The sequence below is a fragment of the Streptomyces sp. 7R007 genome, from assembly GCF_054850255.1.
On record NZ_JBTWMV010000063.1, the window covers coordinates 22616 to 34747 of the forward strand.

Sequence of the window (12132 nt, forward strand, 5' to 3'; positions counted from 1 at the left end):
TCAGGGCCGGGTTCCGGGAGCATGTACCACGTGCCTAGGTGTCCTGCGGCGAGGCGGCGGTGCCGTTGCCGCGTACTGTCTCGACACCGGCGCCGAGCGAGACCGCAGTCCCGCTTGCGTCATCCGGCACGGCCGAGACGTCGTTGGTTTGCTCGGGCGTTCGTCCGGAGCGTCTTAGCAGGTACCAGCTGACCCCGACTCCCGTAGTGGCGGCCACGAAGGCCCATGTCCAGGGGCTGGGGAGCAGGGTGTGGCGCAGATCGGAGCCGGTCTGCTGGCTGAGGACGAAGACGCCCATGACGGCGACGAACCAGCCGAAGGACTTGCGCAGCGCGTCCTGCGGGATCCGCCCGGCGAGCAGGCCGCCGACCAGGCTGCCGATCACGGCGGTCGCCGTGATGACGGCCGCCAGGGTCCAGTCGATGTGCACGCTGGCGAGGTATCCGGCCAGGCCGGCGAAGGACTTCATGGAGATGACCAGCAGTGAGGTGCCGACCGCGACGGTCATCGGCAGCCCGCCGAGGAGCGCGAGCGCGGGCACGACGAGGAAGCCTCCGCCGGCGCCGACCAGTCCGGTCACCAGGCCCACGACGATGCCGTCCAACAGGACGTGCATGACAGGGAGTTCATGGTGGACCTTCTTCGGTGCCTGCCGGCGTCCGCGGATCATGGCGACGGCCGTGGCGATCATCATGAGGGCGAAGGCGACGAGCAGGACGGTGCCGGGGATGAACTCGGCGAGCCGTCCGCTCGCGTAGGCGCCGGTCATGCCGGCCAGGCCGAACAGCAGCCCGGTGCGCCAGCGCACGCGTCCGGCACGGGCGTGGGAGACGACGCCGGCGGCGCTGGTGACGCCGACGACGAACAGGGAGGTGGCGATGGCCTGCTTGGTCTCCATGCCGGCCAGGTAGACCAGGATGGGGACGGTCAAGATGGACCCGCCGCCGCCCAGGATGCCGAGGCTGACGCCGATGAGCAGGGACGCGGCGATGATGACGGCGATCATGGCGTGCCCCGCAGGGCGGCGACGACCGTGTCGAGGTCGGTGCGCGGGCTGCGGTTGTAGGGCAGTTTCGACAGCAGCACGCCCAGCGCGCAGGTGTTGGTCAGCGCGGCGACGGTCAGCCCCGCGCCGACGGCGGTGCCGATCAGGTGCAGTCCGGGCACGAACAGCCCCGCGACGCCGGTCACCAGGACCCGGGCTCCGGCGACGAGCCGGACTTGGCGCACCAGGTCCCAGCGCTCGGGCCCGCGGGTGAGCGGGCCTCCGGCGGTCTCCCAGGCCAGGACGCCGCCGTCGAGGATGCGCAGGTTGGGCAGTCCGGCTTCGGCGAGGGCCTGTTCGGCCTGGGCGGCGCGAGCGCCGGAGCGGCAGATGAGGATGACGTTCTCATCCAGGGGGTGGCGCAGTTCGGCGCGGTGTTCACCCAGGGTATCGAGGGGGATGTTGTAGGAGCCGGGAATATGGGCAGTGCGGAACTCGCCGGGCGTGCGCACGTCCAGCAGTCGCGGACCCTGGCCGGACCGGGTGAGATCGCGCAGGGCGGCGGGATCGAGCCCTGGTTTGTCGGCATGCATGGTCATCGCTGGGTTCCCTGGTGTGTTCAAGGCCGTTGAGGGGGCGGGCGGCGGCCGATACCCGTGACCGCCGCCCGGAGTGCGGAGTGCGGAGTGCGGGGTGCGGTGGATCAGACGTCGGCGGCTGCGGGCAGGGCGAGCCAGGCGCCGTAACCGCCGAGCAGGTCGGAGACGTCGCTGCGGCCCTGGTGGCGCAGCAGGCTGGCGGCGATGGAGGAGCGGTGGCCGCCCGCGCAGTGCACGACCAGGGCACGGTCGGCCGGGATCTCGTCGGCGCGGCGGGCGAGTTCGGCCAGCGGGATGTGCAGTGAGCCCTCGATGAAGCCCTCTTCGCGCTCGCCGGTGTTACGCACGTCCAGCACCAGCGGCGGTTCCGCTCCGTCCAGCAGCCGGCGCAACTCGTCGACGGTCAGGCGGCTGGCCTGCTCCATCTCGTGGGCCAGGGCCGGGAAGGCGCCCTCGGGCTCGCGCAAATAGCCGCCGACCTTGTCAAAGCCGATCCGGGCGAGGCGGGTGACGACCTCCTCCTCGCGGTCCTGCGGCGCGATGACGACGACCTCCTGCTCGGGGGCGACGACCATGCCGGCCTGCTCGGCGAAGCGGCCGTCGGCGGGGACGTTGACCGAGCCCCGCAGATACCCGGGCGCGAAGTCCTGGGGGGAGCGGGCGTCGAGGACGACGGCGCCGGCCGCGCGCCGCCGCATGAAGTCCTCGACCGACAGTGGACGGGGCGCGGCGGCCGCGTCGAACAGGCCGTGCTCCTTGCGGTTGAGGATGGCGTCGTAGACGAAGTAGGCGGGCGCGGACGGCTGACCCTCCGTCACCAGCGACACGAACTTCTCCTCGCTCATCGGCCGGCAGGCGTAGTTGGTGGTGCGCTGCTCGCCGATGGTGGACTGGCGCTGGGTGGAGAGGTTCTTGCCGCAGGCGGAGCCGGCGCCGTGGGCGGGGAAGACGCGGACGGCGTCGGGGAGGTCCATCAGCTTGTTCTGGATGGTGTCGTAGAGCATCTTGCCGAGTTTGTCGGCGGTCACGCCGATGGAGGCGAGCAGGTCGGGCCGGCCGACGTCGCCGATGAAGAGCGCGTCGCCGGTCAGCACGCCGTAGGGGACGGCGTCACCGGCGTGCTCGTACACCAGGACGCTGATCGATTCCGGGGTGTGGCCCGGCGTTTCGAGGATCTGGAGGGTGACGTCGCCGAGGGTGATGCGTTCGCCGTCGACGAGCTTGTGGATGGGGTACTCGGCCTCGGCGCGCCGCCCGTAGCCGATCCAGGCGCCGGTGCGGTCGGCGAGCTCGAGGTGGCCGGCGAGGAAGTCGGCGTGGAAGTGGGTGTTGATGACTGCCTCGATGGTGAAGCCGTGTTCGGCGGCGTCGGTGAGGTATTCGGAGACGTCGCGGCGTGGGTCGACGACGACGGCCTTGCCGGTGGTCTCGTCGGCGATCATGTACGACGCCTGGGAGAGGCAGTCGAGGTAGTACTGGGCGAAGAACATGGTCGGGTGACCTCCGTGTCGGATGCGGTGAATTAACCTGGGGGGTATATAGACGGGTCTGGTCCGCCCCTGTCGGAGGGCGGCGTGTGGTGGTCGGCCCGGGTCGGGGGATGCCCGGGCCGACCGGTCACAGGCGGCCGGTGAGCATGCCGTGCCAGTAGATCGGCGGCAGTCCGTACCGCTTGAACAGCCACATCGTGCGCCGCTCCTTGAAGGGGTCGAGCAGCGGGAACGACGGGGTGGGGTTCAGTTCGTAGTCGAACTCGGCGAGCAGCATCCGGTCGCGGGCGGTCACCAGCGGGCAGGACGTGTAGCCGTCGTACCGATGCGACGGGGTATGGCCGTTCATGACGTCGAGCAGGTTGCCGGCCATGACCGGGGCCTGCTTGCGCACCGCGGCACCGGTCTTGGAAGTAGGCAGGTTCGCCACGTCGCCCAGCACGAAGACGTTCTCGTGCGACGGGTGTTGGAGGGTGTGTTTGTCGGCGGCGACGAAGCCCTGGGGGCTGGCCGGGTCGGCGAGCGGGCTCGTCTTGACCCAGTCGGGGGCGCTCTGCGGCGGCACGGCGTGCAGGAGGTCGTAGCCGAGGCTCTCCTTCCTGCCGTTCGCGTGGTCGGCGATCGTGACCTCGCGGGCGTCGCTGTCGACGGCGGCCATTTCGGAGCGCAGCCGCACCTCGATGCCGTACCGGGCCGCCACCTGCTCCAGCACCCGCGACCAGGCGGGCACCTTGAACATCGCGGGATCGGGGATGACGAGGACGATGCGGATCTGGTCCAGGACCTTCCGCTTGCGCCAGTGGTCGGCGGCCAGGTAGGCGATCTTCTGCGGGGCGCCGCCGCACTTCAGCGGGGTCGCCGGGTGGGTGAAGACGGCGGTACCGGAACGCATGTCCTTGATCAGCTCCCAGGTGCGGGAAGCGTATTCGGGTGCGTAGTTGCTGCTCACCCGGTCATGGCCCACCGACTCGGCCAGCCCCGGCACGCCGTCCCAGTCGAGCTGCAGACCGGGTGCCATGACCAGGTACTCGTAGGTGAGTTCCGCGTCCCCGGAGAGCGTCACCGTACGGGCCTCGGGGTCGACGGCCAGGGCGCGGCGGCGGACCCACCGCACGCCGTCCGGGATGACCGATCCCTCGGGGCGGCGGGTGGCGCGCAGGGGTGCCTGACCACCGCCGACCAGGGTCCACAGCGGCTGGTACCAGTGGGTGTCGGACGGTTCGATCAGGGTGATGTCGCTGACTCCGGCGCGGCGCAGCCGGGCGGCGACACTGATGCCGGCGCTGCCGCCGCCGATGACGGCAACGCGGTGTCGGCCGGAGATCGGAGTGTCGGTGGGGGAGGGGGTGGCGGCCAAGGCAGGGCTCCTTTCCGGCTGGCCGTTGTACTGGTGTCGGACGGGGTCAGGCGGCGTGCTCGTGGGAACCGGCCGCGACGGGACGTCCGGCACGGGCCCAGGCGCCCGTGCCGCCGGTCACGGAGTAGGCGTCGAGGCCGCGGGAGGTCATCCAGTTGGCAGCCGTCTTGCTGCGGTTGCCGCTGGCGCAGATCACGAACACCGACCGGCCGGTGGGCAGTTCGCCGCAGCGGGCCGGCACGGTGCGCAGTGCCATCAGGCGGGCGCCGGGCACGTGTCCGGCGGCGTACTCGTCCGCCTCGCGTACGTCGACCACGAGCGCGCCGTCGGCCCAGGCCGCCGCGAACGCTTCCTGTGTCACTTCACAAGCGACTTCCTTACCTCCTCAATTACCCCCGGGGGTATCTTGTTTGGGAGGGTACGGCGACTCAAAAGTCGCGTCAAATACCCCCGGGGGTATTTGTCTAGGAGGTAACTCGTGGCTCTACACCGGGACCGGAAACGAGCCGTGACCCGTGCGGCATGGCCCTGGGCACCCGGAGGGTCATCCGCGTCCCGCCGTCCAGTACCGAGGCCGCGGTGACCGTGCCGCCGTGGGCGGTGACCAGCTCCTTGACCACGGCCAGGCCGATGCCGCTGCCACCTCCGGCACGAGCGCGGGACCCGCGCCACAGCCGGTCGAAGACGTGCGGCAACTCGGCGGCGGGGATGCCCGGGCCGGTGTCGGCCACCTCGACGAGAGCTTCGGTGGGCGTGGCGGACGTCGTGACGGTGACGGTGTCGCCGGGACGGCAGTGGCGGGCGGTGTTGCTGAGCAGGTTGCCGAGGGCCTGGTGCAGGCGGTCGGCGTCGGCGCGCACCGGCAGTGGAGCGGGGCCGGGGACGGTGTGCACGGTCAGCCCGGCGGTGCGCAGTTCGGCCTCCCGTTCGGCCACGGCGGCCTCGGTCAGGGCGGTCAGATCCACCTCGGCCAGGTGCAGGGACAGGCGGGCCGACTCGGCCTCGGCGAGTTCCCCGAGGTCGTCGATGATGCGGCCAAGGCGCAGGGCCTGGTCGTGCAGGGAGGCCAGGCGCCCAGGCGAGGGGTCGGTGTAGCCGTCGCGCAGTTCCTCCAGCCCCGCCCGCAACGAGGCCAGGGGCGTGCGCAGTTCGTGGGCGACGTCTGCGGCGAGCCGGTGGCGGGCCTGCTCCGCGTGGCCCACGTCGTCGGCCATGGCGTCGAAGGCGCGGGCAAGATCGCCCAGTTCACCGGGCGCGTCGATCCGGGCCCGGGCGCTGCGGTCCCCGGCGGCCAGCGCACGGGCCGTGGCGGCGACCCGGACCACGGGAGCCGTCAGGCGCCGGGTGACGAACCAGCTCACACCCAGCGCCAGAGCCAGCGCACCGGCGGCGGCCGCGGCCACCCAGCCCCAGGCGACGGACAGACCCGCCGACCCGGAGCCGGCCGAGAAGGCCAGGTGCACGGAGCCGATGGTGCGGCTGCCGACCACCACGGCCGCGCTCGCACCGGGCCCGTTGCTCATGCCCCGCCCGTGGTGCCCCTGCCCCGAACCGGGCATGCTGTGCTCGTCCCGGGACCCGGAGCCGCCGGAGATCATCTCGTCGTCCGCGTTGCGCACCGTGAGCACCGCCCCGGCGCCCGCGGCGAGGGCACGCGCCGATGTCAGGTCGGCCGCCGACCAGCCGCCTTCGGCCCGGTAGGCGTCGGCGGCGGCCGCGGCCACCCGGGAAGCCGTCCGCTGGCGGTCGGCTTGGTGGGCGCTGCTGAGCCCGCGGTCGGTTCCGACGAGCGCCGCGGCCGTCAGCAGGGCCACGGAGGCCAGCGCCACCACGGCGAACGCGGCGAACAGGCGTCGCCCGAGCGGGCCGAGCCCGCCCGGCGGCCGAACGCCGGAGCGCGGCGAGCCGGGCTCACGCGTCACGGGACCACCCCAGCCGGTAGCCCACGCCCAGGACCGTCTCGACAAGTTCGGGCCCGGCGCTCCCGAGCTTGTGCCGCAGATTCTTCACATGCGAGTCGATCGTCCGCTCGTACCCGGCGAACTCGTAGCCGCGCACCCGGTTGACCAGCTCATAGCGCGAGAACACTCGACCGGGCACCGAAGCCAGCGCGGTCAGCAGACCCCACTCGGTGGGCGTCAACTCCAGGGAACAGCCATCCAGTACTGCCTCGTGCCGGGCCTCGTCGATCCGCAGCCGCTCGTTGCCGTACGACACAACGGGCGCCACTCCCGTCGCCGTAGCCCCGACCCGCTGCAGCACCGCACCCACCCGCAGCACCACCTCGGTGGGACTGAACGGCTTGGTCACATAGTCGTCGGCACCCAGCCGCAGCCCGTGGATACGATCCTCGACGGTCGTACGCGCGGTCAGCACCACCACCGGCACCCGGCCGCGCTCACGGGCCTCGCGCAGCACCTCGTCACCGTCCACGTCCGGCAGCCCGAGATCCAGCAGCGTCAGATCGATCCCCGGCTCACCGAGCAGCCGCACCGCCTCCGCACCCGAGCCGGTCGTCAGCACCCCGTACCCCGCGCGCTCCAGGTAGCGGCGCAGCAGGTCACGGATCTCCCTCTCGTCCTCGACGACGAGCACGGTGGCGGCCATGTCCCACACCTACGCGTCACACGCCCGCCCCCGGGAGGGGCCGAACAGCCCTAAACCGCCCGGCGGTCTTCTCCATCCCGTCTCCACACGCAGCGCACGACGACTGCAGGACCGGGCGCGACGGTGACGGTGCGGGAACGGAAGAGGTTCCCGCACAGTCGAGGAGGTTCGCCATGAAACGCAACGTCAGGATCGCGACGGCTGTCACCGCGGGCGTGCTCGCCATCGGCGGAGTGCTGGCCGGCGGCGCGATGGCGGCGGGCACCGATGACACCCCGGCGCCGGGCACCACCGCGCAGCAGCAGATGATGACAGGCCGTCAGCACCACGCCGAACGGCAGGGTGAGCCCATGCACGACGCCCGCCGCGACGGGAGCTGCACTGGCTACAGCGCCCTCGCCGCGCAGGGCACCCTGACCGCGGCCCAGAAGACCACGCTGGCGGGCATGGCCGAGGAGGAGAAGCTCGCGCACGACCTCTACGCCGCGTTCGCCGCACGCTACGACGTACAGGTCTTCGAACGGATCGCTGCGGCCGAGACCAACCACCTGAACGCCGTGCGCACCCTGCTGGACCGCTACGACGTCACCGACCCGACCGCCGGCAAGCAGGCCGGTGAGTTCACCGACCCGACCGTCCAGGCCACCCACGACCGGCTGTTGAAGCAGGGCGAGGACAGCCTGTCCGGAGCCCTGAAGGCCGGGCGCACGGTCGAGTCCGAGGACATCGCCGCACTGACCAAGGCGCTGTCCGGACTCACCGCCCCGGACACGCGCCAGGTGTACACCAACCTGCTCGCCGCCTCCGAGAGGCACCAGGCGGCATTCGAGCACTGGATCGCCGCGGAATAAGGAGGTGAAGGCCGGTACGCATGTGTGTTGCTCGGGCCGGGGCGCCCGGCCGGCTGCGGTCGGCCGCGTTCATCACGCGTCGTCGGAATCCGGTTGCGTAGGTGTCGTTGGACAAGCTCCGGACGACCCGGTCGACGGCAGTACGCGGAGCCGTTGCGCCCCGTCCGGAGCCGAAAGGATCGACGGGCCGATGGCCGCGGGCCCGCAAACATACGCTGGGCCCGGTCTCAGATGATCCGGAAGCGTACGAGCACAGCCTTCCCCGTCCTGGAGCGGGCACGACGGCAATGCCACCGTCGTAAAGTTGCGCCACTTCGATGACCGCGCCGAGGCCCCGCCCGTTTCCTCACTGTCGGTAGACAGTACATTGGTGGCTCGGTCCGCTACGCCCACCAGAAGAGCGGTGCGGCCCAGTGCCGGATGTACATCCACGGTCGGGAAGCAGGCGCCGGCGTGCCGTATGGCATCGGCAACCAGGTCACCGATACCCAGCATCGCCGCGTCCACAAATGCTGATCCCGGGCGCCCTCAAGTTCCGTCAGAGCTCTCTGGGCGCGGTCGTAAACGTACAGGTACTCCTGCCCAACCCTGTCTGTGCGCCGTTCGAAGCGCAAGGCGTAGGGCTCGACCAGGCGCCGGTGTCCCTCATAGGTCATCAGCATCAGTTTTCACTTGACGCCCGCTTCCATGAGCGGCGTCCGCAGGCCTGCCGGGTGAAGAGCCAGGGCTGTTGCAAGGTCTATCGATCTTGGATCGTCGCTCTTCGGGCCAGGCTACGGAGATCCAGCGGGCGGTGGAAGGGTTGGTAGGACATCTCGCGGAGCCCGGCAGCGGCGTTCGGGTGACCTGCCGCTCGTAGCTGGCTGATCGCAAACCTGCGGAGGGTGGCCATGTTGTCGAGGCCGCGGCCGGTGCGAATCCCGCGCACGCCGCCGGCCGAAGAACACCGGCCAGTGGCAGCCGCACTACGCCACCCGCTCCGGCGTCGAAGGCACGTCGCCCAAGGACTACGCCGCTGCGGTCTCCGCACAAGCCGCTATATCGGCCTGACCAAAATCCGCCCTCAACACGCGCTCACCGTCGCCACCCTCACCAGCCGACGGCCTGGCTCATCGGGACACCACTGGCCAGCACCCGCACCTTGCGCTTCCGCGGTCTGCGCCCCGCACAGACACCGTCGAATTCGCCAACGATGTCCTTCAAGGCGTGCGATCCACGCAACGGCCCAGCAGACGGACACGGCTGTGATGGGACGGTGACGACTCAGGTCATCGTTCTCGGTTGCGGCTTCAGTACGGGCAGGGTGGGGATCGCCTGGCAGCTGTCGGGGGTGGTGCGCGGCACCAGCCGCAGTGTCCCGGCGACCACGCGCGTGTCAAAGGCCCATCGCGCGCCGTCGGCCACCAGCCACAACACCACCGGGCCTTGTGCCGCCATGTCCAGGAGTGCCGCGTATTTGCGCCGGTGGTTGTGCTTGACTGACTCTTGCGGATTCGCGCTCAGCCTGAGCAGCGAGGACAACAGCTCCATCAGTCCGTCTGGCGCCTCGACTCTGGCCTTGGCTTCCATGGCCAGCACCGGCACGCCACTGCTCTCCACCACTGCATCGAACTCCCCCTGCTCGAAGCGGATGTCCGGCCCCGCCACCCCATGAGTCAAAAGCAGCTCCGCCGCCGCTGCCATCTGAATCAGATACTCCAAATTGACCGCCACCCCCGAACCGTTGCGGCTGAACAAGGCATACCGGCCGCCGGACACCTTGGGCCGGAACGCCTGCGGCACGACGAACCCAGCGGAGTCCACATGCAGCACCCGCCGGTCGAGCGCCGTGAGGAAGCCAGCCGCTTCATCCGTCCGAAGGCATCGCCGGGACACTGCCAGGCGTGGCGTCAGCACATCGGGCCGCACGGCCGCGAATCCGACCGCCCACGCCTGCAGCAGCGCGTCAAGCCGCGCCGCAGCAGCCGGATACCGGACTTCTGCCGCCCCGCTAAGTTCCTCCGACTGCCTGCGCGCCCCGTTCCACCAGACGTCGCCCAAGACCGCCAGGACATACCCAGCTGACAAGACCCTGCTCCTTCCCGTACGCCACCCGCCCGAACCAGAGAATCGGAGGGCGAGGTCCGGATGTTCCCGCCCTTATACCGGTCCGCCTGCTCCGCAGTGATCCGAGCAGTTCTCACGGTCTCGGCGATACGTACCATCCACTCGAAGTTCACTCGAGCAGGTCGAGATGGCAGAAATGAATAAATTCGGGATGGCTACGACCACGGCGGACGCACCTGGTTATCGTCCGTCACCTCGTACAGGCCGATCCGCAGCCGGCGCCGCACATGCGCCGGAACCCGCTCGGCGGCCTTGACCGACGAAGTCGGCACGACCAGCGCGTACCGTACGCCCGGTGATTCGCTGGTCATACGGCGCAGGAGCTGCCCGTACGCGATGTCGGCGTCGACGCCCTTCTCGCTGGTCCGGCCCTTTGCTTCGCATATCAGGCATTCGCTTCCGCGTACCGCCTCCAGATCGGTCCAGCGGTCCGTCGGTGTTATTGGTGTCCAGCCCTGGGCCAGCAGCCAGGTGCGGAAGGTGTCCATGACCCGGTCTTCATCGCTGTTGCGTACCAGGATCTTCTTCAGCGCCGCGATGTCTGCCTCGTGGTTGCGGCGCAGGCGCCCGCGACGGTCGGCGTCGAGGTCGGCGGGGCGGATGACCACCAGCCGCAGCCCATGGGCGGGGATCTCGGTGCCGCGTCGGGCGTCGTACAGGGCCCGCTGCTCGCCCCGGTGGACGCCGCTGATGGTCAGCCTGGCTGGCTTGTCGAAGTGCGGCACCGGCTGGTCGTGCTGCACCTCTCGGTATTCGACGACGAGTTGGTGTCCTGGCCAGTAGGCGTCAACGGGCAGTTTGGCCTGCCGCCCGTTCGCTCCGGGGTCTCCCAGGAGCCAGTCGAACTTGTGCTGCGTCAGGGCCGTCTCACCAAGCACCTGGTTGCATAGGTTGACGACGTACGCCTCGTCGCTCTCGTCTCTTTTCCCCATCGCCGGGCATGATGCCACGTGCCGCTGACAAGAAGGGATGAGCGCGGTTGCGTAAACAGACAAAGCCTTCGATCCATGCGCCTGCCTGCGGCGTCGTGCTCCCGCGCGCTTCGCCGTTTCCTCGTGGGGGACGCAGCTCGCGAGCTGGCGCGGACGGGAGCGACAGCCGGGTTGGCGCGCGGTCGAGGGCGAAAATAGTGAGTACCGCGGCGTGGTCTGACGGCCAGCCGTTGTCGGCGACGGGAGCTGACCTTCAACCGTGACCCCACGCCTGATGCCGCCGCTGCACCGACCGCACGCTCCTGCTTCAGCAACCAGACCGGCCGACTCACCCGGCCATCGTTGCGGGCCTGGCGCCCCCATCGGTCTCGGCGCGGTGCAGCCACGTCGACAGAACGAGGTGCTCTGGAGGGCTGCGGCGGATCTGTCGCAGGCGAACCTGCCGGCACGATGACGTACCCGCTCATCCGTGAGCTGGCTGCCGCCGATGCTCCTCACCGGGTGCCGGTGGCGGTGACGTGCCAGGTGCTCGGACTGGCCCGCCGGCCCTGCTACCGGTGGCCGGCCCGGCCTGCCACCGACGCCGAACTGACTGAGGCGTACCGGGCCAACGCCTTGTTCGACGCGCACCGTAACGATCCCGAGTCCGGGCACCGCTTCCTTCTCGACGATGCCCGCGCCGCCGGAGAGGCCACGACCGAGCCCAAAGCCGGGTCACGGGTCCATGATGACCTGGTGCGGCGGAACTACTACGTGCTTCGGCTTCTCCTTGTTGCCGGCCGCAGTGACCGGAACGGCAAGCTGTGCCGAAGGAGCTGAAGGGCGACCCGCAGTGTCGACAGCATGGCAACGATGGTGACCACCGCAGCCCGTCGAGCGGCTGTGCTTCGGGCTGACCACCATCTCCTGACTGGTCTTCCCATACGGAACCAGCACATATGCCTGCTGCTCATGGCCGCCCCCGGCCCGCCTCCGGCCCCGGCATATCTGGAAGCTTGAAGTCCAGATTTGAGATCAGCAAGCAAGCCCTCTCAGAGGCCCTCAACATGGGGTGGAATCGGGATTGGCGACGGTCGCCGGTGGCTGCCGTATCGCAAGACAGCGCGTCACGATCGGCGAGGACCTCTCTACGACGACCTGATGATCCGCTTGGCCGAGGAACGTATGGGGGAGGGCTCGGCGGGATCGGGGGGGGGGTGCCTCTA

At 70.1% G+C, this 12132-nt stretch carries 11 protein-coding genes; 2 read left to right on the forward strand and 9 right to left on the reverse strand.

Annotated features, from left to right (window positions below; translation table 11 throughout):
• Nucleotides 1-34 precede the first annotated feature (34 nt).
• The 7 genes from ACYF6T_RS39965 to ACYF6T_RS39995 all read right to left on the reverse strand — a co-directional run bounded on the left by ACYF6T_RS39965 (nt 35) and on the right by ACYF6T_RS39995 (nt 7038).
• Nucleotides 35-1006: a sulfite exporter TauE/SafE family protein gene (locus ACYF6T_RS39965; protein ID WP_461702872.1), complete on the reverse strand. Its 972-nt coding sequence runs from the start codon at nt 1004-1006 to the stop codon at nt 35-37.
• Nucleotides 1003-1584 (reverse strand): rhodanese-like domain-containing protein, encoded by a 582-nt coding sequence (locus tag ACYF6T_RS39970; RefSeq protein WP_461702873.1) that lies wholly within the window; start codon nt 1582-1584, stop codon nt 1003-1005. Before ACYF6T_RS39970 ends, ACYF6T_RS39965 begins: the two co-directional genes overlap by 4 nt.
• Before the next feature lie 104 nt (nt 1585-1688).
• Entirely contained in the window at nt 1689-3074 is a 1386-nt protein-coding gene (locus tag ACYF6T_RS39975) for an MBL fold metallo-hydrolase (protein ID WP_461702874.1), read from the reverse strand.
• 127 nt (nt 3075-3201) lie between these two features.
• Nucleotides 3202-4431: an NAD(P)/FAD-dependent oxidoreductase gene (locus tag ACYF6T_RS39980; protein ID WP_461702875.1), complete on the reverse strand. Its 1230-nt coding sequence runs from the start codon at nt 4429-4431 to the stop codon at nt 3202-3204.
• Nucleotides 4432-4477: 46 nt separating this feature from the next.
• A complete protein-coding gene (locus ACYF6T_RS39985; protein WP_461702876.1) occupies nt 4478-4792 on the reverse strand; it encodes a rhodanese-like domain-containing protein in 315 nt (104 codons plus the stop codon).
• 103 nt (nt 4793-4895) lie between these two features.
• Complete coding sequence (locus ACYF6T_RS39990; protein WP_461702877.1) at nt 4896-6353, reverse strand: HAMP domain-containing sensor histidine kinase; 1458 nt, start codon at nt 6351-6353, stop codon at nt 4896-4898.
• The gene (locus tag ACYF6T_RS39995; protein WP_461702878.1) at nt 6343-7038 is read right to left on the reverse strand and encodes a response regulator transcription factor; all 696 of its coding nucleotides are present in this window, start codon (nt 7036-7038) and stop codon (nt 6343-6345) included. The genes ACYF6T_RS39990 and ACYF6T_RS39995 overlap by 11 nt, the downstream gene beginning before the upstream one ends.
• Nucleotides 7039-7211: 173 nt before the next feature.
• Here ACYF6T_RS39995 and ACYF6T_RS40000 point away from each other — a divergent pair, with 173 nt between their 5' ends.
• Nucleotides 7212-7889: a DUF2202 domain-containing protein gene (locus ACYF6T_RS40000; protein ID WP_461702879.1), complete on the forward strand. Its 678-nt coding sequence runs from the start codon at nt 7212-7214 to the stop codon at nt 7887-7889.
• A 1263-nt stretch (nt 7890-9152) separates the two neighbouring features.
• Here ACYF6T_RS40000 and ACYF6T_RS40005 read toward each other — a convergent pair.
• Both ACYF6T_RS40005 and ACYF6T_RS40010 read right to left on the reverse strand, forming a co-directional pair.
• Nucleotides 9153-9929, reverse strand: a complete 777-nt coding sequence (locus ACYF6T_RS40005; RefSeq protein WP_461702880.1) for a hypothetical protein — start codon at nt 9927-9929, stop codon at nt 9153-9155.
• Between the two features lie 221 nt (nt 9930-10150).
• Nucleotides 10151-10927 carry a hypothetical protein gene (locus ACYF6T_RS40010; RefSeq protein ID WP_461702881.1) on the reverse strand — a complete coding sequence of 259 codons (777 nt, stop codon included), beginning with the start codon at nt 10925-10927 and terminating at the stop codon, nt 10151-10153.
• A gap of 450 nt (nt 10928-11377) precedes the next feature.
• Here ACYF6T_RS40010 and ACYF6T_RS40015 point away from each other — a divergent pair, with 450 nt between their 5' ends.
• Nucleotides 11378-11746 carry a hypothetical protein gene (locus tag ACYF6T_RS40015; RefSeq protein WP_461702882.1) on the forward strand — a complete coding sequence of 123 codons (369 nt, stop codon included), beginning with the start codon at nt 11378-11380 and terminating at the stop codon, nt 11744-11746.
• Nucleotides 11747-12132: the final 386 nt, after the last annotated feature.

Coding starts and splice junctions, on each gene's coding strand:
- ACYF6T_RS40010 (WP_461702881.1), bottom strand. CDS start 10,927: ATGGGGAAAAGAGACGAGAGCGACGAGGCGTACGTCGTCAACCTATGC.
- ACYF6T_RS40000 (WP_461702879.1), top strand. CDS start 7,212: ATGAAACGCAACGTCAGGATCGCGACGGCTGTCACCGCGGGCGTGCTC.
- ACYF6T_RS40015 (WP_461702882.1), top strand. CDS start 11,378: ATGACGTACCCGCTCATCCGTGAGCTGGCTGCCGCCGATGCTCCTCAC.
- ACYF6T_RS39965 (WP_461702872.1), bottom strand. CDS start 1,006: ATGATCGCCGTCATCATCGCCGCGTCCCTGCTCATCGGCGTCAGCCTC.
- ACYF6T_RS39975 (WP_461702874.1), bottom strand. CDS start 3,074: ATGTTCTTCGCCCAGTACTACCTCGACTGCCTCTCCCAGGCGTCGTAC.
- ACYF6T_RS39970 (WP_461702873.1), bottom strand. CDS start 1,584: ATGACCATGCATGCCGACAAACCAGGGCTCGATCCCGCCGCCCTGCGC.
- ACYF6T_RS39995 (WP_461702878.1), bottom strand. CDS start 7,038: ATGGCCGCCACCGTGCTCGTCGTCGAGGACGAGAGGGAGATCCGTGAC.